The sequence below is a fragment of the Thauera humireducens genome, assembly GCF_001051995.2.
GTDB classification, from domain to species: domain Bacteria; phylum Pseudomonadota; class Gammaproteobacteria; order Burkholderiales; family Rhodocyclaceae; genus Thauera; species Thauera humireducens.
Genome location: NZ_CP014646.1, coordinates 1,364,773 through 1,385,014, shown reverse-complemented (window position 1 = coordinate 1,385,014; position 20,242 = coordinate 1,364,773). Strand labels below are relative to the sequence as shown.

General features: G+C 64.1%; 21 protein-coding genes. All 21 read left to right on the top strand.

Annotation, left to right across the window (positions count from 1 at the left end):
- Positions 1-9 precede the first annotated feature (9 nt).
- A complete protein-coding gene (locus AC731_RS06505) occupies positions 10-1,305 on the top strand; it encodes a phage capsid family protein (protein WP_048704223.1) in 1,296 nt (431 codons plus the stop codon).
- Between the two features lie 62 nt (positions 1,306-1,367).
- Positions 1,368-1,850, top strand: a complete 483-nt coding sequence (locus AC731_RS06500) for a hypothetical protein (protein WP_048704220.1) — start codon at positions 1,368-1,370, stop codon at positions 1,848-1,850.
- A 59-nt stretch (positions 1,851-1,909) separates the two neighbouring features.
- On the top strand, positions 1,910-2,296 hold the full coding sequence (locus AC731_RS06495; protein ID WP_048704218.1) for a hypothetical protein: 387 nt from the start codon (positions 1,910-1,912) through the stop codon (positions 2,294-2,296).
- Position 2,297: 1 nt separating this feature from the next.
- Complete coding sequence (locus AC731_RS06490; protein WP_048704216.1) at positions 2,298-2,963, top strand: phage adaptor protein; 666 nt, start codon at positions 2,298-2,300, stop codon at positions 2,961-2,963.
- Positions 2,964-3,040: 77 nt separating this feature from the next.
- Complete coding sequence (locus tag AC731_RS06485; RefSeq protein ID WP_048704214.1) at positions 3,041-3,334, top strand: hypothetical protein; 294 nt, start codon at positions 3,041-3,043, stop codon at positions 3,332-3,334.
- Positions 3,331-4,047 (top strand): lysozyme, encoded by a 717-nt coding sequence (locus tag AC731_RS19490; protein ID WP_205626643.1) that lies wholly within the window; start codon positions 3,331-3,333, stop codon positions 4,045-4,047. The genes AC731_RS06485 and AC731_RS19490 overlap by 4 nt, the downstream gene beginning before the upstream one ends.
- 144 nt (positions 4,048-4,191) lie before the next feature.
- Positions 4,192-4,485, top strand: coding sequence for a hypothetical protein (locus AC731_RS19825; RefSeq protein ID WP_156480660.1), 294 nt, complete (start codon positions 4,192-4,194; stop codon positions 4,483-4,485).
- A gap of 1 nt (position 4,486) precedes the next feature.
- Positions 4,487-5,101, top strand: a complete 615-nt coding sequence (locus AC731_RS06475; RefSeq protein WP_048704211.1) for a hypothetical protein — start codon at positions 4,487-4,489, stop codon at positions 5,099-5,101.
- Between the two features lie 4 nt (positions 5,102-5,105).
- Positions 5,106-5,528 carry a hypothetical protein gene (locus AC731_RS06470; protein WP_048704209.1) on the top strand — a complete coding sequence of 141 codons (423 nt, stop codon included), beginning with the start codon at positions 5,106-5,108 and terminating at the stop codon, positions 5,526-5,528.
- A 3-nt stretch (positions 5,529-5,531) separates the two neighbouring features.
- Positions 5,532-5,852: a hypothetical protein gene (locus AC731_RS06465; RefSeq protein ID WP_048704207.1), complete on the top strand. Its 321-nt coding sequence runs from the start codon at positions 5,532-5,534 to the stop codon at positions 5,850-5,852.
- Positions 5,845-7,224 (top strand): hypothetical protein, encoded by a 1,380-nt coding sequence (locus AC731_RS06460; RefSeq protein ID WP_048704205.1) that lies wholly within the window; start codon positions 5,845-5,847, stop codon positions 7,222-7,224. Before AC731_RS06465 ends, AC731_RS06460 begins: the two co-directional genes overlap by 8 nt.
- Before the next feature lie 2 nt (positions 7,225-7,226).
- Entirely contained in the window at positions 7,227-8,747 is a 1,521-nt protein-coding gene (locus tag AC731_RS06455) for a fibronectin type III domain-containing protein (protein WP_062450065.1), read from the top strand.
- Complete coding sequence (locus AC731_RS06450) at positions 8,744-10,051, top strand: serine-rich family protein (protein WP_048704200.1); 1,308 nt, start codon at positions 8,744-8,746, stop codon at positions 10,049-10,051. The genes AC731_RS06455 and AC731_RS06450 overlap by 4 nt, the downstream gene beginning before the upstream one ends.
- Positions 10,052-10,093: 42 nt before the next feature.
- Positions 10,094-10,498, top strand: a complete 405-nt coding sequence (locus AC731_RS06445; RefSeq protein WP_048704198.1) for a hypothetical protein — start codon at positions 10,094-10,096, stop codon at positions 10,496-10,498.
- 9 nt (positions 10,499-10,507) lie between these two features.
- A complete protein-coding gene (locus AC731_RS06440) occupies positions 10,508-11,683 on the top strand; it encodes a WD40 repeat domain-containing protein (RefSeq protein ID WP_048704196.1) in 1,176 nt (391 codons plus the stop codon).
- An 886-nt stretch (positions 11,684-12,569) separates the two neighbouring features.
- On the top strand, positions 12,570-13,733 hold the full coding sequence (locus AC731_RS06430) for a hypothetical protein (RefSeq protein ID WP_048704192.1): 1,164 nt from the start codon (positions 12,570-12,572) through the stop codon (positions 13,731-13,733).
- Positions 13,730-15,388 (top strand): hypothetical protein, encoded by a 1,659-nt coding sequence (locus tag AC731_RS06425; RefSeq protein ID WP_048704189.1) that lies wholly within the window; start codon positions 13,730-13,732, stop codon positions 15,386-15,388. Before AC731_RS06430 ends, AC731_RS06425 begins: the two co-directional genes overlap by 4 nt.
- Positions 15,381-15,584 carry a hypothetical protein gene (locus tag AC731_RS06420; protein WP_048704188.1) on the top strand — a complete coding sequence of 68 codons (204 nt, stop codon included), beginning with the start codon at positions 15,381-15,383 and terminating at the stop codon, positions 15,582-15,584. Before AC731_RS06425 ends, AC731_RS06420 begins: the two co-directional genes overlap by 8 nt.
- A complete protein-coding gene (locus AC731_RS06415) occupies positions 15,584-16,039 on the top strand; it encodes a hypothetical protein (RefSeq protein ID WP_048704186.1) in 456 nt (151 codons plus the stop codon). Before AC731_RS06420 ends, AC731_RS06415 begins: the two co-directional genes overlap by 1 nt.
- A gap of 2 nt (positions 16,040-16,041) precedes the next feature.
- Positions 16,042-17,880, top strand: a complete 1,839-nt coding sequence (locus AC731_RS06410; RefSeq protein WP_082794264.1) for a hypothetical protein — start codon at positions 16,042-16,044, stop codon at positions 17,878-17,880.
- 84 nt (positions 17,881-17,964) lie between these two features.
- On the top strand, positions 17,965-20,232 hold the full coding sequence (locus AC731_RS20125) for a hypothetical protein (protein WP_048704181.1): 2,268 nt from the start codon (positions 17,965-17,967) through the stop codon (positions 20,230-20,232).
- The last annotated feature ends 10 nt before the right edge of the window (positions 20,233-20,242 follow it).

The following is a 20,242-nucleotide window of genomic DNA, read 5'->3' as shown; positions in this document are numbered from 1 at the left end:
TCATTGAACATGACCACCAAGACCAACGTCCCGGCCACCGCCGCGGATAAGCAGCGCGTTCTCGCCGCGGGCCTCTTCGCCCAGTCGATGCAACGCAACTCCACCATGGGTCGCCTGTCCGGCCCCATGCCCAAAGGCGAGGCGCGAGCCGGCGAAGTCGTGCGCAAGCAGACCTCTACCGACCTGCCGATCGTCAAGACCGTCGATCTGTCCCGCGGCAAGGGCGACGAGGTCGAGTTCCAGTTCCTGCAACCTGTCGGCGCCTACCCGATCATGGGCAGCCGCACAGCCGAGGGTAAGGGCACTGGCCTGAGTTACGACACTTCGCGTGTCCGTGTGAATCAGGCCCGCTTCCCGGTGGATCTCGGCGACACCATGACCAGCCTGCGCTCGCCGGTGGACTTCCGCCGCATGGGCCGTCCGGTTGCGCAGTCGCTGATGGACAGCTACATGGACCAGTCGCTGCTGCTGCATATGGCTGGTGCGCGTGGCTTCCACGACAACATCGAGTGGCGGGTGCCGGTCGCATCGCACCCCGAGTTCGCCGAGATCGCAATCAATTCGGTGCGCGCCCCGACGAAGAATCGCCACTTCATCGCTGACGGCACCAACGGCATCGCCGAGTTCTCGCAGACGGGTGGCGTCGTTGATCTGGCGACGACCGACGTGCTCAACATGGATGTGGTCGATGCGATCCGCACCGTGATGGAATCGATCGCGCTGCCGCCGCCGGCCGTGAAGATCCCCGGCGACGTCGTTGCCGAGGACTCGCCGCTGCGTGTGCTGCTGGTTTCTCCGGCTCAGTACCACGCCTTCGCGCAAGACCCGAACTTCCGCCAGTTCCAGGCCAACGCCCTGGCGCGCGCTGCGAAGGCGAAGCAACACCCGCTGTTCTTGGGCGAGTGCGGGCTGTGGAACGGCGTCCTGCTGATGAAGATGCCCAAGCCGATCCGCTTCTACGCAGGCGACGCGCTGAACTACTGCGCCAGCTTTACCAGCGAGACGGAATCGACCGCCACGGTCAATGCCAGCTTCGGAACGACTCACGCGGTCGATCGCGCGATCCTGCTGGGCGGCCAAGCCATCGCCCAGGCGTTTGCCGCATCCGGCCACGGTGGCATGCCCTTCTTCTGGAAGGAGAAGGAGTTTGACCACGACGACAAGATGGAGCTGTTGATCGGCGCTATCCAGGGCATCAGCAAGGTTCGCTGGCTGGTCGATCAGGGCAACGGCGAAAAGCACTTCACCGACCACGGCGTCGTCGCCATCGACACCGCCGTTTCCATCATCGGCGCTCGCAAGTAACGCCAGCCCTGAGTAATCGGCGGCCGTCTGAGAGGGCGGTCGCCACCAAGGAGATTTGAACCATGGCAACCATCACCAAGCTGGGCATGCAAGATCCGAGCAACCGCCTCGGCTCCACGCCCTACGGGAACCTCACGGCCTTCCGCTTCCTGCTGACCACCAACGCAACCGGCGCAGTGATCGGCGGCGACTCGGCCTCTGCGGTCGCCTCCGGCGATGTCGTAAAGGTAGGTGTTCTGCCCGCAGGCTTTCGCCTGATCGACAGCGAGATCGTCATCAAGACCGCGATGAGCGCATCCGTGACCGCCAAGCTGGGCTTCGCCTACGCCGATGGCGTCGACGTGACCGCCGTCCCGCAAGACGACGATCTGTTCGGTACGGGCGTCGTCATGTCGGCAGCCGCGCGTCTGCGCAACGTCACCGCCAATCCCAGTGTCGTCCTGCCGAAAGAAGCCTGGCTGACGCTGACGACCGGCGGCGCTGCCAACGCCAAGGCGTCCGAGGTGGAGATCATCGTCTTCGCCATCAACGAAGGCGTGGCCTAAGCGGCACGAAACGGGCCGGCCGGGTTCGCCCTGGCCGGCCTTTTTCACATGAGGACACCATGAAACTGATCGTTGTGAAGTACGAAGGCCAGAAGTTCTACCGCGATCGCACCGCATTGCGGACAGAGTGGAATCCGGGCGACGTGAAGCGCGTGCCCGAGCGTGAGGCCAAGACCTTGCTGCGCTTTGCCGAGTTCAAGCGCGGCGATGAAACAGAAGCCGCAGATCAGCCGGGCGACGTGGAGGCCATTGTCGCTGCACAGAATCAGCGTGAGCAGGACGAGCACCGCGAAACCGAAGGCATGCTGATGCTCATCGAGACGATGGACAAGGACGCGCTCGAAGCCTACGCGATGAAGTACGAGGTCAATCTGGACAAACGCCGCGGCGTCGAGAAGCTGCGCGGCGAGGTCGTGAGCCTGATCGAGCAGTTCGGAGCGCGCTGACATGAATCGGGGAGCCTTGCGCCGTCGCGTCCGCCTGCTGGCCCAAGATACGGCCCGTCCGTATATGTGGCAGGACGAGGATATTGACGACTGGCTCAACGAGGCGCAGCAGGAGGGCGCCGTTCGCGCTCGCCTTTTGCGCGCAACGCCTGCGACCGACGGAAACCTCTGCGAGCACAGCCTTGGTGCTGGCGAGTCGACAGTCACAATCCCGCACAGCCTGTTCGAGATCAGCCACCAGTCGTGGCGACAAGGCGATCGCACGGCGCGACTTCATCTTGTCTCGCGCGAATGGATGGACACAACCATTCCGCGGTGGCGCGATGAGCCCGCAGGCGAGCCGGCTTATCTTGTGCAGGACGCCAACGTGCTCCAGCTTTCCCCGGCGCCAAGCATCGCCGGCACGCTGCTACTCGAGGGCTATCGGATGCCGAAAGCGATGGAGAGCGACGAGGACGAGCCCGAGATCCCGGCATTCCACCACGTCCATCTCGTTCAGTGGGCGATGCACGTCGGCTACTCGATCCCCGACGCCGAAACCTTCAACCCCGACAAGTCGCGCATCGCCGAGGCGGAGTTCTCGCGCTTTTTCGGCTCCAGGCCCGACGCCGATCTTCGCGCGAGCACGCGACATGACGAGGCGCAACGGATCGTCGCTTGGCTGTAGGGCTCCCCCTGTAGGGCTGGAGCAGAACGGCTCGGAACGCAATCCTCTACGCAAATATTGAGCAGACACGAGCCGGCATGCAACCCGCCAACCCCCATTCAGAAACAGACCGCCGGCACTGGCACCTCGACAAGACCCTGAACGTCTCTCATCTGCTGACCACCGTCGTCATCGCCGGCAGTCTCTTTGCCTACGCGAACAACATGGACCGGCGCGTGGCGATTCTCGAAGAGAAGATGCAGGTCCAGGCGACAGAGAACAAGCGGGCGTCTGACGAGGTGCGGGAACTTGCTTCCGACGTGAAGCACGAGCTGCGCCTGTTGCGCACTGAGCTGATGCGCTTGATGTCCGAGAAGGGAGCCAAGCCGTGACCACACAACCGAACCCGAAGCTCGACTGGCCCATCGCCTACGAGGCTGTGCTGGAGATCGGCCGCTCCGAGGGGTGCAAACTCAAGGCATATCGCTGCCCCGCAGGTGTTCCGACGATCGGCTGGGGCCACACGCGCGGCGTCAAGATGGGCGACACCTGTACGCAAGAGCAGGCCGACGCCTGGTTCGTCGAAGACCTGACCGAGTTCGCAGACGGCGTGAAGCGGGCGCTCAAGCGCGACGCGGACGACTCCGAGCTGGGGGCGATGGTATCGCTGGCCTACAACATCGGGCTCGCCGGATTCAAGGGCTCGACTGTCCTGAAGCGGCACAACGAGGGTGATCGTCAGTCTGCCGCTCGTGCATTCGCACTGTGGAACAAGGCGCGCATCAACGGGGTTCTTCAGGTCGTCGACGGGCTGACTGCGCGACGCGCGAGAGAGGCCGCCCTGTATCTGTCGGACGACGACATGCCGATGCCCCAGACAATCGAGCCCGAGTCGAGCCTGAAGTCGAGCCCCATCGCACAAGCCAGCGTCGCTGCAACCGCCGCAGCGGTGCTTGGCACACTGACCGAATCCACCGAGACCGGCCAGCTTGTCGCCGCAGCGCTGGGCATCCAGCCCGTGTATGGCGTGCTGCTGGCGGTGTTGTGGTCTGGCGGGGTATCGCTCTACCAGCGCATGAAGCAGCGCAAGGAAGGGTGGGCATGACCCCGAGCGACCTTCCGATGTGCTGCCGTAAGTGTGCGGAGCGGCAGAGCCAGTACCTCTTTCCTGACTGGTCGCACCGATGCCTCAAGAACAAGCCGATGGTCGAGAACTGTCGCTGGAAAACGCCGCACCGGGAGCCGAGAAATGAATCACCCCTTTGATACTTCCCGACTCGACCCGGTGACGGTCGGTGCGCAGGTCTATGCACAACTTGCCGCATCGGCTCACGACATGGTGCGTACTTCCGGTGGGCCACATGGAGACACCACGGTGACGAAACTCGCTGACTGGAAAGCCGCGCACTCTCGCCCGGTAGTGATCGACTACTGCCGCTGGAACGAGGCGGTCGAGACGACGATTCGGGCAAACATGGACATGGCATTCACGCTGTGGTTCGTGTGGCCGCGCGTGATCCTGCGCGCCGCGACGGGGGTTTGACGTGGCGCTCCAGAAGCTCAACCTCACAATCCGGCGCGGCGCGACGAACATCATCCCGATTCGCGTCGAGTCCTCTACATGGAAGTACGCCCAGATCACAGGCGTCGAGCAGTCCGCGCCGCTGCGCGTGACGGCAGTCGAGCACGGCATCCCTGACGGTTGGCGTGCCGCGATGATGAACCTCGCGCTCGTTGGCGACTTCGCTGCGCAGAACAACCCACCCAAGGACGCCGACCTTCGCGCCGTGGTCGTCGTGGACGCCGACACGGTGGAGTTCAACGCGATCAACGGGGCCGGGTTCAAAGCCTACGCATCTGGCGGGCAGCTCGCGTACCGCGAACCGCTCAACCTGTCTCCGTTCAACGGCGTCCGCATGGACGTGAAAGAGAAGGTTGGCGGCGAGCCGATCCTGAGTTTCAGCGAGGGCGACGGTCTGCGCCTGGACGGCATCACGAACGCGGTGTGGTTCGAGCCGACGATCGAGCAGTCGCTGGTGCTCGCCGCGAAGACCTACGTTTTTGACATCGAGCTGCTGCGCACGGGCGGCGGTGTCGAGCCGATCTGCTCCGCAGAATCCCAACTGACCGTGACGCCTGAAATCACCACTACGGAGTAATCACATGACATCGTTCGTTTTCAACTCGGCACTGCGCGATGAAGCTGTCGGCAACATCGACTACGACACCGACACCTTCAAGGTGATGCTGCTCACCAGCGCAGCAAGCCCGAACAAGGACACGTGGGCCAAGCGCTCGGACGTGACCAACGAAGCGACTGGCACGGGCTACCCGGCGGGCGGCGCTGCTGCAACGGTCACTGTTGGCGCAGTCGATACGGCGAACGATCGCGTCGAGATCACGCTGGGCGGCGCTGCTTGGGCCGCGAGCACGATCACCGCGCGCTACGCCGTCTATTACAAGTCGCGCGGTGGCGCAGCTACGGCCGACGAGCTGATCGCGGTCAACGACTTCGGCGCGGACGTGACCAGCACCAACGGCACCTTCACGCTGAACGCCTCGACGTACCGCAAGAACAACCCGTAAGCCATGCAGAACTGCATCGACGCTGCCTGCGAAGCCGCAGTAGCCCATCCGGGCTATATCGCGCTGCGCACGCCATCCCTCCGGTGGCGGCCGTACCCGCACGCGATGTGGGCGTCGATGCTGGCGGGCGACATCATCAACTGGCATCCGCAAGAGCCCGCAGGGAAGGTTAGCGTCGTCTTCGGGTATGAAGGCGTGACCGACACGCAGGACCACGCCGCGCCGCGCGTTTGGACGCCGAACCGGCTGATGCTGGCTGCCGTCGTGTTCGCTGCGGGCGTGGTGCTGTGGCGCATTAAGCGGCTGTGGAGTCGTCATGGCTAACCCGGTTCCGCTGACTTACACGTCGCCGGTGCAGCGCGTCGGCGGCGGGCGCGAGGTGTTCCCGAATCGACTCCTCGATCTGCTGGCCGGGATTGCGGATGGGCAGTGGGTCAAGGCCAACACTAATACGTTCAAGTCGATTTGGCCGCGCCTGCAAACGCCGAACTACGGCCCCGGCTTTGGCTATGAGTCTTATGTCATCAATGCGTGGTCAAGCATGGCATGGGACAGCAAGCGCAGCCGGATCTACCTGTGGGGCGGCGGTCACGCGAACACTGACGATAACGCCCTGTACGTGTGGGATGGCGAGACAGGGCAGTGGGGAGTCGGCTACTACGCGGCGCGCACTGTGATTGATGCGCAGGGCAGCTACAACACGCCGGATGGGCATATGGCCGGCCCTGTGTCGTCCCACACATACAGCGGCAACAACTACCTGCCCGTGCTTGATCGCTTCTATACCCATGGCGGCGCAGCGCAGGAGTGGGGCGGCGGTTTTCGTGTGTGGAACGCAGCTGCTGGGCAGTTCGAGGCTATCGCCGGATACCTGTGTCAGCTTGACCTCGTCGGCAAAGGGTTTGTTGGTGGCTCGACTGGCTCTAACTGGATGCGAGCAGGTGCAAAGGCGCTGCCGGGTGCGCGCCCGTGGGAGGTGCTCGACTACGTGCAGCGCGGCGTATCGACGAACTTTTCGGGCGGCATTTCGGGGGGCTCAGATGTCCGTGTAGAAGGCGGAGTCGACGTGATCTACAAGGTCGGTCAGGCCGAGTCTGCGAAGACCCTACGCAAGATCACGATGCCCTCATTGGATGTGACGACGCACACAGTCGAGGCAATCGGCCGCATGTGGTCGCTTGGTATGTACGAAGACCTTGGCTGCGCGCTTGATCGCAACGCGGAAATCATGTTTGTGTCGGGCTGGACTGTTGAGCGCTTTTGGGACCTGAAGACGGCGTCGCCAACCAACAATTGGAAAGAGCCGACATTTAGCAATGCCGAGGTCTATGCCCAGTACGTCGCTGATCGACAGTATCAAACGACAAAGCGCGTGGCCCCCGGATGCGCTTCCGACGACAAGCGCGGCAGCGTGTTCGTGTGGCTCGGTGGCGGTCGTGTGTACCGCGTCGACGCTCCAGCAGGTAATCCAACGCCGACCGCGGGATGGTCTATCGAGATCGTTGCGGATGAGACCACCGTTCGCCCGATGACGAAGGACGAAATCGCGGGCACGCCAGACGCATGGCGAGCCAGCGTCTGGGGGAAGTGGAAATACGCGGCAGATTTGGATTGCTATGTCGGCATGCAGCACCCGGAAAACGGCGACGTGTGGTTGTGGCGCCCGCCGGGCTGGATTGATCCAAGAGGAATTTGAGAATGGCGCAGTATTACAACGACTTCACTCAATATCCGCTGGCAACCAAGCTCGACAGTGGGGGGCATGACTTTTCGGTCCTCCTTGGCCGAGCCGACTACACGTTCCAGGTCGAGGAAGACGCGCGGGGCGCAAGCGGTCGCGTGCTGCGAATTCATCGCGCGGATCTTACCGGATATACCTGGTGGCGATGGAATGCAGTGCCGGTTACGGGCAGCGGCGAGATGTATATCGAGGCCATTGCCGGGCTCGCTGCGAACACTGCCATCGATGCGAGGACTGGCATCGTCAGGCTCCTTTGTAATGCCAACGCGGGCGTCACGCAGGGGTATCTTTGCGCGGATGGGGCGGGGGGATCAAGCAATGTCGTGCCGACTATTCGACGCGCGGACTCTCCGTCAACAACCGGCGCATCGGGCACATTTTATGCGTTTCAGACCAACCGCAAACGCTCTTATCTTCTTAAGTGGACAGACCTCGGTGCGTCGGTTGTTCTCAAGTACAAAACATGGTGGTCGGACGAGGCGGAACCGAGCACATGGACTGTCGAAACGACTAGTGCAACGATGGGCGGAGGCGCTCCGTACTGGGCTGACGGTGTAGTTGGTATCGGGAGGCATGAGTCGGGCAATATCGAGAACCGGATCGCATTTATCGGCGTCGGCACAGGCACGGACTCTGCGCCTAGAGTGCCGTCCGGTGGCACTGCGCCGACCGGAACCGTCACCATCGGCACGATCACGCCGAGCACCACATCCGCATCGGTCCCCTACAGCTACAGCGGTAGTGACGCGACCGGCTTCGAGTACCGGCTCAACGGTGGCACGGCTGCGAGCATCGGCGCATCACCTGCGACGATCTCGGGACTCACGGCTAGCACGCCCTACAGCCTTGAGGTCCGTGCGATCAACGCAGCCGGGTCGGGCTCGTGGAGCGCGGTGTCGAACTTCACCACAGAAGCCGAGGGTCCGGGCAACCTGCCGCCCAGCTTCGACGGCCCGAGTATCGCGGCAATCAGCGCCACGGAAGGCGTCGCGCTGTCGTCGCTGGATGTGTCATCTCGCTTCTCGGATGCCGAGTCTGCGCTGACATTCTCGGCTGTAGGCTCGTGGCCTGCGGGCGTCACGGTATCGAGCGCTGGCGTCATCAGCGGCACGCCGACCACGGCGGGCACGTACTCCGGGCTGCAAGTCCGGGCGACGGACGCCGGGGCGCTGACGGCGGACAGCAACGCTTTCTCGATCACGGTCGCTGCGGCTGCGCTGCCGAGCACAATCACCGTCACCGAGCCGCTGAAGAACAACACCGGCACGCTGCTGGCAAACGTCAGCGGCGTCCGCGTCGCCGTTCTCGAAGCTGCAACGCTGGCTGGCGTGTTCGAGACATCTGGCCTCACGACCAGCGCGAGCGGCCTGCTTGCTGCGATCACGGACGCCGCGATCACGACCGGGCAGCAGTACCACGTCGTGATCAAGCTCGCTGACGGCAGCGTCGGCATCACCGGCCCAATAACCGCATCATGAGCATCCGCGTCGATTCCTCTTCGCTGATCTCCGGGGCCGTCGTTGTCGGTGTCCCTGGACTGGGCGTGCTCGCAGAGTCGGTGCCGTCCACGGTCGAGCATGGCGGCGGGATCGCTGCGACGTGGCTTGGGCCGGAGGACGCCGGCAAAGAGGTCCGCGTGCTCGTCACGACCTGGCCGACCGCTGGGACGCTCTTCGTTTTCGAGGATACTTCGTTCGATTACGACGGCCCTGGCTCAACTTTCGAGGCGCAGCTCTACCTCGACGGCGTCGCAGTCGGCACGCCCCAGCCGGTCACGATCACGGTTGGTGGCGAAGATGTTGTCGCCCCGTCCGCCACCTTTGAGACGGGCGCCTCTTTCACCCCCGGCTCCGCATCCGGCCAGATCAACGCAACATCCCCGTCCGTCACTCTCGCAACAACCGCGTCGTTCGTCGCAGGCTCTGCAACGGGTCAAGCCAACGCAACGGCGCCAAGCGCATCTGTAGCCACGAGTGCATCCATCTCTCCGGGCACAGCCAGCGGCGAAGCTGCCAGCACGGCAAACGGCGCGACACTCGACACAGCAGCAGCGTTCGTTGCGGGCGCAGCAACGGGTCAGATCAGCGCAACCGCATCAGGCGCGACGCTCGAAGTCACCGCCTCGATCGTCACTGGACTGGCCTCGGGCCAAGGCGTCGCCACAGCCGCCTCCGTCGCCACGCAGACGGTCTTTACCGCAGGAACGGCACAGGGCACGTCCGCCTCGACGGCAGCGGGCGTTGTGGTTGATACAGCAACGAGCTTTGTCGCGGGCGCGGCGACAGGTGTGCAAAACGCCACCGTCGCTGGCGCCGCAGTCTCTGCGAGCATCGAGTTAATCGCTGGCACTGCGTCGGGCGGATTCGCTGCCGTCGCTCCAGGAACGCTGACCTCAACCAGCATCGAGCTTATCCCCGGCAGCGCGTTCGTCAGCGCCGACGCCTCTGCCGCGTCGCTTCAGACCACCGCGACCTTCATCGCAGGCGAGGCGTTCGGCGGCAGCGCATCGACCGGGCCGGGAGCTACGTTAAGCGTCAGCGCGGAACTCATCACAGGCGCTGCTTCAGCAGTGCGCAACGAGGTCGCCAGCGGCGCGCTGTTCGAGTGCTCGACGAGCTTCTTCCCCGGCAGGGCAGAGGTCGTCATCCCGGCAGAGGTTTCGGACCTGCTGCGGCGCTCAGTGTTCGTGCGCACGGGGGAGCAGGCGCCGTTCGTTCGCGTGTCGTCAGACAGCACATTCGCCCGCACCCAAGAGCCTCGCATATTCACGAGAGTGCAGTAGGTGTACACTTCAAATAACTCACGGAAATAACGGAGAAATACCATGGCACGATTCGTCTACACCAAAGCGAAAGAGAAGATCATGACCAAGCAGGTCGATCTTGTCGGCGACACGATCAAGACTGCACTTGTGGCAAACACCTATACACCGAACGCCACGACCGATGAGTTCTACAGCACGATCGCAGCGCATGTGCTGGATGAAGACATCACCCTGACTTCGAAGTCGGTCGCAGGCGGCGCGTTCGATGCTGCGGACGTGACGTGGAGCGCCGTTGCAGCGGGCGACACCGCACTGGGCGTCGTGACCTACGTGGACACCGGGAATCCGGCGACATCTATCCTGCTGCACTTCAACGGCGACGTATCTGGCTTTCCTTTCACGACGAACGGCTCCGACGTGACCGTGAACTGGGACAACGGCGCGTTCAAGATCTTCGCGTTCTGAGGCGCAATCGTGTCTCTGCTTTTTGTCCCGGTTACGGGCGCCGCGAATCCGCCCCTGGCCGCCTATGTCGGACTGACGCGGTGCTTGGATTCCGCAAAGTTCACCGCGACAGTGCCAACGAACGGGCGCGGGGTATCGGTGAGTCCAGACGGGACGAAGATCGCCTATGTGTGCTCGAGCAGTCCGTACCTCGTCGTCTACGACGCAGCCTCCTTCAGCCCGATCACGATCTCGGGCGGGAACCCTGCGGGGACCGGCGTCTGCTGCAAGTTCAGCCCTGACGGCGCGTATCTCGCAGTCGGCCACAACACGGCGCCGTTCCTGACGATCTACGAGACGACTGGATGGACGAAAATCACCGGACTCAGCGCGAATCCGTCGGGGACCGTGAACGCCATCGCCTTCACGCCGGATGGGAGCAAGCTCTTCGTCGCCTGCCAGAATTCGCCGGGGTTCTACGGGTACAACACGAGCGACTGGACGCAGATGTCGGGCACTCCGTCGCTCGGTGGCAACGGGACTGGATGTGCCGTGCATCCTGACGGCACGAAAGTGGCGATCACCGGCACCGCTGCGCTGCCCTACGTGTGGGTGTACAACATCGCGGATTGGACCACCGTGTCCTCGACGCCTGGAGGCGGCCCAGTGGCGGCAGCGCAGTGCTGTGCATACAGCCCGGACGGAAATAGGTTCTACGTCGGCTCCTCTGGATCGCAGGCGATCTACGCCTACGACCTCGTCGGGTTGACGCGCACGCTGCTGATCGCTGGCGGGACCGGCCTCGTCTACAGCATCGTGCCAAGCGCAGACGGCACGAAGTTGTGGGCGTGCAATCAGGGCGGATATCTCAACGAATATCAGGTCGGGTCGTGGACACGCGCGTGGGTACAACCCGTCACCGTCGCGCTCTACATCATGGACGAGGCCCCGGCCAGCCTGTCTGAGAAGTACATCGGAACCACGGCGGCGGACCCCGTCACTGACCAGAACAACAACCCGATCGTGACCGACGTTCGGGCGTACCTGCGGCGGACCGGAGAGCTGCTTGGGGCGACAACGACCGCCGCTGACGGCAGTTTCTCGCTTGGGCCGTTTGCCAGCCAGCAGGAGGTGCAGGTCACGTACCTGTACCCGTCGGAGTCACCCCTGCGCAATGACCTGATTCAGAGGGTCATCCCAGCATGAGCTACGTCCGCCCATCCGCTTCGGCTGCGTCGGCGTCTTGGTTCACTGAACCAGCGTACGCGCGCCCATCGGCGGCGGCGGCTTCAGCTACGTGGTATGACGCTGGTGGAACGATCCCCCGTGATGCCCCTGGCGTCGCCCCGACAGGCGGCGTTGGTATCGGCACACGAGCAACCATCGAGGTGGCCCCCGGCGTCGCGCCAGAGGGCGGGGTCGGGCTGGGCGAGGTGCGCTACTACTTCCGGGCGCTTGGCGTCCGAAGCGGCGGGGTCGGCCTCGGGGATCGCACGCGTCCGATCGTCGGCGATGCGCCCGGAGTGTGCGAAGCCCGTGTCGGCCTTGCGTACTCGATCCGAACTATGCTCGGGTTGCGCAACCTCTTTACCTACGCACCGGGGTTCAAGTCTGGCGACGTCGGCGCCGCGACGGCCGACCTTCCACTGGCCGGAGTCGCACAAGGCGTTGCGCCGACCGGTGGCGTTGGCACTGCGTCGGCTCGTGCAACACACTTCGCTGTCGGCGTGGGCTCGATCGCTTCGGTCGGACTCGGGCTGGCGCGGCTCGCCTCAAGGTTCTCCGCGCCAGCCGTTGAGCCGACGACCGGCGTCGGTGTGCCGCGCGCAGGGCTTCACTTCATGGCCCCAGGCGTTCATCGACCGACGCGCTTCGGGACTGCGTATCTCACGCTCGGGTGGGCATTCGTGGCGCCGTCCGTCGTGATGACGGGCCGTGTGGGGGCAGGATCTGCACGGTTCAACGTGCACAACATTCCCGGCGTAGCGCCCACGACCGGGGTCGGGTTGGCCGTGTTTTCGCAGGGGCACCGCGCGCCGCACATTCCACCGGCTACCGGCGTCGGGCGCGGACAACTCACAAGGATGCCTTCATGCTGACATTCAAGAGCTTCACCGGGATCAACAACGTGCTCCCGCAAGAGCGGCTTTCGCCCGACGCGCTGACCGTCGCCACGAACGTCGACGCGGGTCTGACCGGCGAGCTGCGCCGCCGAGAAGGCTACGCACTCGCGGCAGAAGGGTGCCACAAGAACCTCTTTCAAGCAGACGGATTCCTGCTGGCGACGTGCGATGGCGACCTGAAGAACGTCGACGCGGGCGTGGTGCTGTACGCCGGCCTCGGCTCGAGCCGGGTCTGGTACGCGCAACTCCCTGACGGACGCGTCGCGTGGAGCAACGACCTGATCTGCGGCCTCACGGACGGCGTGACTGCGACGACCTGGGGGGTTCCGATTCCGCCCAGCGTTGGCGCGCTGACCGAGCTCGCGGGGGACTTGTGCCCCGGCGAGTACCAGTGGCAGATCACCTACGTGCGGCTCGCGGACGGGCTCGAAGGTGGACCGGCGTACAGCAGCGCCCCGGTTCGTGTCGAAGACGGCGGCGTGTTCCTCTCGGGCCTGCCGGTCGAAGCTGGGTACAAGATCAACGTCTATCTGACCTCGCACGACGGCGGGCGCGCGTTCTACGCCGGCAGCACGACGAACGGGCTCTTCAGCTTCACCGGCAAGAACGACGATCTGGTGTTGCCGTGCCGCACCGAGTTCATGCAGCCGGCTCCCGCTGGGCGGTGCCTGACGACGTGGCGGAACCGCGCGCTAGTCGCCGACGGCAACGTGCTCTACGCATCCTCGCCTAACACCGCCGAGCTGTTCGACGTGCGCCGCGACTTCAAGCAGCTCGTCGATCCGATCACCGCTGTGATCCCGGTCGATGACGGCATCTACGTCGGCACCGAGCGCGAGCTGGCGTTCCTGGCCGGCGACCGCTTCGACAACCTCGTCTATCGCCGCGTCGTGAATGGTCCGGTCGTGCTCGGCTCGGGCGTCTCCGTTCGCGCAGAGCTGGTCAAGCAGGGTGAGGGTGCAGGTATGGGCGCTGCGGCGCTGTGCATCGCTGACGGCGGCATCGTGGCGGGATTCAACGGTGGCGGCGTGGTCCGCATGACCGAGGGGCGCTACAAGACCACCGTGACGGAAGTCCATGCGAGCTTCCGTATGCGCGCAGGCATCCCGCAGTATATGGCGATCCCGGCATGACACTCAGGAACCAACACTGGATCGGGTTCAACGGCGAGCCGCTCACCGGGCGCACTCCGCCTGAGCTGCTTGTTTACGGCCCGGACCTGACTGGGCAACAGCGAGGCGAGGTCTTCCACATCTACAAGCGCTTCACAGACGCCTGCCTCGTCGCTGTCGGCGACTACCAAGTTCGTCGGGCAACCCTGGCTGACGGCTCTCGGGTGCGTTGCACGTCGTTCATGGGGCGGGATGTCGTCGAGGTCTGGACGAAAGGCGTCGACGGCGAGAAGCTGCTCGGCGGGTTCATCTGCCGCCCCACCAGCGGGGTTGGTGACGGCGGAACATGGGAGTACGAAGGGCCGGCGCGCTGGTGGGGCAAGCCCTTCACACCGGAGAACCGCCCGCTCGGCACGCTCTACGGCGAAGACCCCTCGGTCGCCCTGCGCCCGCACTGGAAAGAGAAAAAGCCGACTTCGCGCTACAGGGTCGAGAAGGGCGTCGATCTGCTCTACGGCACGGTCGACTGGCAGGGGAGAAACCCTGAGACGGACGTGTTGTCGTGGGAGGCGAAGACCTACAACTACACGTATTTCTACGTGTTGTCCGGCACCATCGAGTTTTTCTTCGACCGCTGGTTCCAGTTCGGGACGTCAGGCGTTTTCGGCCAGAACTTCATCGACACGACGAAGAGCGCTGGGTTCGTGCGCCGATCTCTGAATAGAGGAAACGGCGCGAACATCTACAACAACGGGGGCGTTCTGGCGACCATCTCCGGCGGGAATGTCGATGGTGTCGCCTTTACCCGTGTCGGGGGCAAGAAGCTCTTGGTGGGGGCGCAGCGCTCGGCCACTTTCACGTCCACTGGCGGGCAGTTCAACTTCTTTGTCTATGAGCTCGACTCCGGCGCAAAGACGACGATCGGCTCCTTTAGACCGGCAGAGACTTGGGTCAACCTTCACGGCTGGTACTTCAATCTGGACGGGAGAAAGGCGCGAACAATCTGCTATGAGGTGACATACGAGCCGCGCATAACTTCCAGAGTCGCGGCGTATGAAGTAGAGGTTTTAGGCGACGCTGTCGACGACCTGACCGTCGCGGTGCGTGAGATTACGCCGCCAATCCCCAGCGTCCTGATCGCTGCAGACTTCCGCAAGAGCGACAGCCTCGGGCATGACGAGGGGGTGTTGGCGGTTAGGCCGGCCGACAGCAGCCTCCACCACGCAAAGGTTGTTAATGACGCCGGAGATGTTCGCTTTGCGATCCCAAAGCCGTGCTCCATTGGGTTCATAGATGAGGCGGCCGGCCCAACCGTCGTCACAAGCAACACGTACTACCCCGGCACGCCCAGCTATGTCGCCGAACTTGCGCAGCCGAGAACTGGCGGATTCACCAGCGGCTGGGTTGTGGACTTCGATGCACGATACGACGCATGTTGTTTGTACGAAGACATTTACCCAGCGCGCATTCAGACGACTAGAGAAGAGGGCACGCTATCCGCCGGGAACTACTCTGTTGCCGCCAACGATACGACGCTGGCGAGCTTGAACACGAACCTGGTGACAATCGGTAGGGGCGGTGTGGCCGTCACAGCATCGAGTCCTTGGGATTACGGCGACCCCATCACCCGCTTTTTCACACTGACGCCGGAAGAGGTGGTGGCGCGATATGGATGACCTGACCATAGATCGCGGGGCTGAAGGGTGCGTGCGGACGTACTACGGCGCCGTCCTTTCGCAGCACAACGTGTCCCGGCGCGAAGTGCACGCGACTGCCGCGCATCTCATCGGCGTCGGCGAGCAAGACGCGCATGAAATTCTGCACATCAACGAACAGCCGTACCCGTGGCTGTTCAAAATCGGAGTGTTTTGATGAACACGATCGTAATGAACACGCTGACCGGCGCAGTCACCGAATACGCCGACTTTCCGTTCGACTCGATTACCGAGACACACGCCGGGAACGCCGCAGGGCTGTACACGCTCGGCGGCGAAACGGATAATGGCGACGCCATCGTTTCTGAGGTGCTGACTGGCGAAACGCTGTGGGATTCCAGCCTGAAGAAGCGTGTCGAGATGGTCTATTTTTCGATCCCCGAATGCGCGGGGGAGGGCGAGCTGATCGTCAAGGCGCGCGACCGAATGGGCGACGAAGCGGAATACCGCTACGGCTTCCCGGTGCGAGCAGCGGGCCAGTCTCGCGCCCAGCCCGGAAAAGGCATCCGAGAGAACTACCTGACGTTCGGCTTCAGCAATCCGGCCGGCGACGCTTTCACACTTGATCGGATTGAGGTCGCAGTCGCCCAGTCCACTACGCGGAGGGTATGACCATGTCCGGTCCTAGCACCGAAGTTTCCGAGGCGTTTGATCGCGCGTACCGGTACGCCGAACTGTCGCAGTCGAACATGTCGAGCTTCACTGCGGCGCTCAACTCGAGCATCTACAGCCCGCCCACGATCTCGATGACGTGGAACAGCATCGCGGCGCCGAGCCTGCCGTCCATGCCGGTCGCGCCGTCGATGCCGACGATCAGCTTCGCCGTTCCTGGCGGTCAGCCGACCGAACTGTCGATCGACATGCCGGGGATCACGATCGACGACTTCACCGAAACGGCGCCGACGCTGACGCTACCCACTGCGCCGACGCTCTCTTATGGCGCCGTGCCGACTGTCCCGTCTGCCGCGGATGTCGCCGTGCCGGCGGCCCCGGTGGTCACGATGCCGGCCGAGCCAACGTACTTGAGCCTGTCGACGGTCAGTTTTGCCGGTGTCGATCTGCATGAGGACTGGCTCGCGCGACTGGAGGACATGCCGACGCTCACGCTGGTGAGCCCGACACCGTTCAGTTACGCCCGCGGGTCGGAATACGCGTCGACCTTGTTGAACGCGCTGAAGGCGACGCTCGAAGCGCGTCTGTCCGGTGGCACTGGGATTCCCGAGGCTGTCGAGCAAGCGATATGGGACCGCGCGCGCAGCCGTGAGACGAAGATCGCGCTGGCGAACGAGGCCGAGATTCAGCGAGCTTCTGAGGCGCTGGGCTTCCAGCTTCCGTCCGGCGTCATTGCCGCGCAACTGCGCGAGGCCCAGCAGAACTACTACGACAAGCTCTCGGAACTGAGCCGCGACGTAGCGATCAAGCAAGCCGAGCTGGAGCAGGCGAACCTGAAGGACACAATCGCCGCTGGCATGCAGCTCGAAGGCCAGCTCATCGACTACGCTTTCAAGCTGGAGCAGCTCTCGTTCGAGACGGCCCGTGCCTACGCAGATAACGCGATCCAGAGCCACAACGCTGCGGTGGAGCAGTTCAAGGCGCTGCTGGTCGGCTACCAGACCTATGCACAGAGCTACGACACGCTCATCAAGGCCGAACTTGCCAAGGTCGAGGTCTATAAGGCCCAACTCCAAGGCGAGCAGACCAAGGCGCAGATCAACGAGTCGCTGGTGCAGCAGTTCAAGGCCCAGATCGACGCCGGCATGTCCCAGGTCGAGATCTACCGCGCGCAGGTCGGCGCGGCGCAGACGCTGGTGCAGTTGGAGCAAACCAAGATCAGCGCGGCCGGCGAGCAGGTTCGCGCCTATGTCGCGCAGGTCAATGCCGAGACGGCCAAGGTCGAGGCGTACAAGGCGAGCGTGCAGGCACAAAGCACGCTGGTCGACATGTACAAGACCAAGGCCGATGCCTTCAGCGCCAAGGTGGGCGCACAGGCCGAGAAGGCGAAGGCCGAACTCGCCCGCTACAACGCTCTGGTGTCGGCCAAGACGGCGGAGTGGGACGGCTACAAGGCCAAGGTGCAGACCGAAGGGGAGCGGATCAAGGCGCTGGGCATCCAGAGCGGCGCGCTGCTGGACGGCTACAAGGCCGAGGCTGCGGCGATCGAGTCCGAAGCGAAGATGATCACGATGCGCTGGGAGACGCAGATCAAGGACTACGAGGCGAGCCAGCAGCTCATGCTTCAGACGGCCAAGATCAACGCCGACGTGGCGCTCCAGACCAACAACGCGCGTCTCGATGCGGCCAAGGTCGGCGCGCAGGTCTATGCGCAGCTCACCTCCAGCGCCTACGGCATGGTCAACGCCAGCGCCAGCATCAGCGGGTCGGCGAGCAACAGCGTCAGCTACAGCTACGGCGGCGACGTGGCCGGCGAGGTGACGCCGAAGACTGCCGTGTAGCGCACGCCCCCTGTAGGGCTGGCCTGCCAGCGGCTCGAACCGGAGTATCGGCCCGGTTCGAGCCGTTTTCTTTAGGGGCCACCCATGTATGGATTCAAGGCGGGCGCCGCGCCCAAGGACAAACCGAAGGGCGGGAAGATCAAAGGCCCAGGCACCGGCACGTCCGACAGCATCAAGACCGAAGTTCCGAGCGGCAGCTACATCATGCCGGCGGACTCTACTGCGAAGATCGGCGAGAAGGCGCTGGGCCAGCTTGGAAAGCCCGTCCCGGTCAATCTGAGCAATGGCGAATACGAGATGCCGCCAGAGGCGGTGCATGCCGTTGGCGCCAAGGTGCTTGACCAGATGAAGGGTGCCACCCATACGCCGGTCGCAGCCCGAGGCTTCAAGCCGCAGGAAGGCGAGCTTTTCTTTGCCGATGGCGGCGCAGTGGAAAGCACCGACGACCTGATCGCGCGCATCTCCGCCAAGTACGGCACCGGAGGCGGATCTTCGCCTCGCCCGCAGCCGGCAGCCGCCACCGCTCCGCAGCAGCCCGTCCAGCGCCCGGCCGCGCCGTCGATCGGCTCCGCGGCTGACGCACTCCGCAACCGTAAGCGCCAGATCGACGCAGCCGCCGGCTTCGCTGATGGCGGCATTGTGGATGACGATACAGCAATGGGCGGCAACGAGTCCGCGATCGACCAAGGCTTTGCCCGGTCGCGCCAGATCGAGGAAGACACGCTTGACCGTCAGGCTCGCATGCAGCGTCAGGGCCGCTCGGAAACCATCGCCCGCAATGCCGAGATGAGCGCACAGCTTCAAGGGCAGATCGACCAGCAGAGCGCGATGGGGCGCCGGTCGCTGATGGACGAGCCGCGCGGGTTCGCTGATGGCGGGCTTGTCGAGGATGGGCGCCGCCGCACCGGGCCGAGCCCGCAGATGGGCGCCGTTGCGCTTGGCAATCAGGCTCGCGTGGAGCGATCGGGTGGGCAAGGGATGTACGAGGGCGCAAACAGCGAAATTGCTCGCGGCTTCCGCGCCGCCTTCCCGAGTACGGACACTGCGATCCGAGGCTCAAGCCAGAACATCGCCGAGTCCTACCAGAAGGGCGGCATCCCGGCGGCGATTGGCGCCACGGTTCGCAATATGCCCGTGTCCGCTGTCGGCCTAGCTGACGACATCGGTCGTGGCGTGAAGACTTTGATCGACCCGGCAGCCAATGCGCTGAAGACGGCGGTTACTGGCGACGCGACGCCGATCGAGGGCACGCGGCCGGCAGCCGGATTCTCTGCGCAGCCCAAGTCGCAACCGGCAACCTCCGCCCCCGCTACGCAACAACGCCAAGCCGGCGATCCCGCGAGCACGTCGACTGCCGCCGCTCCGCAAGGCTTCAACCCGTCCTCCCTGACCGAGCAGCAGCGCAACGATGCCGGAGACGCCTACCGTTCAGCATGGCAACGCGAGGCGCCCGCTGGGATGCGTGGCGCGAACGATCAGGCGCTTGGCTTCTACAACGCCGAGCAGCGGGTTCGTGGATCGAACATCAGCGCGCGCCGCGGCGCAAACGGCGTGATGGAGTTTTCCGGCAATGGCGAAGGTGCGCTACCGCAGAACTACACGCGCGGCTTTGACCTGAACGCCGCCAACGAGCGCATGGCCGCAGCCAACGCCATCCGCCAAAGCTATCTCGACGCGCAGGGTGGCTCAGACGGCGGGCCTCGCGGTGGCGTCATTGGCAACTCTGCTGTCGATGAGACGAATGCCAGGTTCAGCGATTCCGCGCTCCAAGAGTCCATGAAGGGAATGGGACGCACGCGCTTGAATGCAACGGTAGCAATGCGCAATGCCGACGTGGCGAGCCAGCGTGCGGCAGCCGAGCTTGCCATGCGCGAGCGCGAAGGCGCCGCAAGCCGCGGACTTGCGGCGCAGGCCGAGGCCAATCGAACGGCGATCGAACGCAGCCGACTCGGCATCGACCAGCAGCGCGCTGACACCGAGGCGAACGTTCGCGGCTTCGAGGCCCGCAGCCTGGAGCGCGTGGAGAAGCTGTACACGGCATACGAAAATGCGAAGACGCCGGAAGAGCGTGCCGCGGTTGCCGAGCAGATCAGGGCTATGAACGGGAAGGACGCGCCGAACCGCTACACGGTCGTGCCGGGCGGCCAGGAAATCGACCCGACCACCAACATGGCCTTTACCCGTCCTGCGCGAGTGTTCAACAACCAAACCGGGCAGTTCGTTGATCAGCAGCAAGGCGCGCAGGCGCTTCCGCCGATCAACGAGAACCCAGCAGTGCTGAAGATCATGCAGAACACCGCGCTTACGCGCGAACAGCGGGCCGCGCAGATCCGCGCCCTTGGGTATCAGTGAGGAATAGCGC

Excerpts from the sequence above, each read along its gene's own strand:
- AC731_RS06470 (WP_048704209.1), top strand. The coding sequence starts at position 5,106 with ATGACATCGTTCGTTTTCAACTCGGCACTGCGCGATGAAGCTGTCGGC.
- AC731_RS06425 (WP_048704189.1), top strand. The coding sequence starts at position 13,730 with ATGACACTCAGGAACCAACACTGGATCGGGTTCAACGGCGAGCCGCTC.
- AC731_RS06460 (WP_048704205.1), top strand. The coding sequence starts at position 5,845 with ATGGCTAACCCGGTTCCGCTGACTTACACGTCGCCGGTGCAGCGCGTC.
- AC731_RS06505 (WP_048704223.1), top strand. The coding sequence starts at position 10 with ATGACCACCAAGACCAACGTCCCGGCCACCGCCGCGGATAAGCAGCGC.
- AC731_RS06485 (WP_048704214.1), top strand. The coding sequence starts at position 3,041 with ATGCAACCCGCCAACCCCCATTCAGAAACAGACCGCCGGCACTGGCAC.
- AC731_RS06465 (WP_048704207.1), top strand. The coding sequence starts at position 5,532 with ATGCAGAACTGCATCGACGCTGCCTGCGAAGCCGCAGTAGCCCATCCG.
- AC731_RS06490 (WP_048704216.1), top strand. The coding sequence starts at position 2,298 with ATGAATCGGGGAGCCTTGCGCCGTCGCGTCCGCCTGCTGGCCCAAGAT.
- AC731_RS06500 (WP_048704220.1), top strand. The coding sequence starts at position 1,368 with ATGGCAACCATCACCAAGCTGGGCATGCAAGATCCGAGCAACCGCCTC.
- AC731_RS06495 (WP_048704218.1), top strand. The coding sequence starts at position 1,910 with ATGAAACTGATCGTTGTGAAGTACGAAGGCCAGAAGTTCTACCGCGAT.
- AC731_RS20125 (WP_048704181.1), top strand. The coding sequence starts at position 17,965 with ATGTATGGATTCAAGGCGGGCGCCGCGCCCAAGGACAAACCGAAGGGC.
- AC731_RS19825 (WP_156480660.1), top strand. The coding sequence starts at position 4,192 with ATGAATCACCCCTTTGATACTTCCCGACTCGACCCGGTGACGGTCGGT.
- AC731_RS06420 (WP_048704188.1), top strand. The coding sequence starts at position 15,381 with ATGGATGACCTGACCATAGATCGCGGGGCTGAAGGGTGCGTGCGGACG.
- AC731_RS06450 (WP_048704200.1), top strand. The coding sequence starts at position 8,744 with ATGAGCATCCGCGTCGATTCCTCTTCGCTGATCTCCGGGGCCGTCGTT.
- AC731_RS06430 (WP_048704192.1), top strand. The coding sequence starts at position 12,570 with ATGCTGACATTCAAGAGCTTCACCGGGATCAACAACGTGCTCCCGCAA.
- AC731_RS06410 (WP_082794264.1), top strand. The coding sequence starts at position 16,042 with ATGTCCGGTCCTAGCACCGAAGTTTCCGAGGCGTTTGATCGCGCGTAC.
- AC731_RS06415 (WP_048704186.1), top strand. The coding sequence starts at position 15,584 with ATGAACACGATCGTAATGAACACGCTGACCGGCGCAGTCACCGAATAC.
- AC731_RS06455 (WP_062450065.1), top strand. The coding sequence starts at position 7,227 with ATGGCGCAGTATTACAACGACTTCACTCAATATCCGCTGGCAACCAAG.
- AC731_RS06445 (WP_048704198.1), top strand. The coding sequence starts at position 10,094 with ATGGCACGATTCGTCTACACCAAAGCGAAAGAGAAGATCATGACCAAG.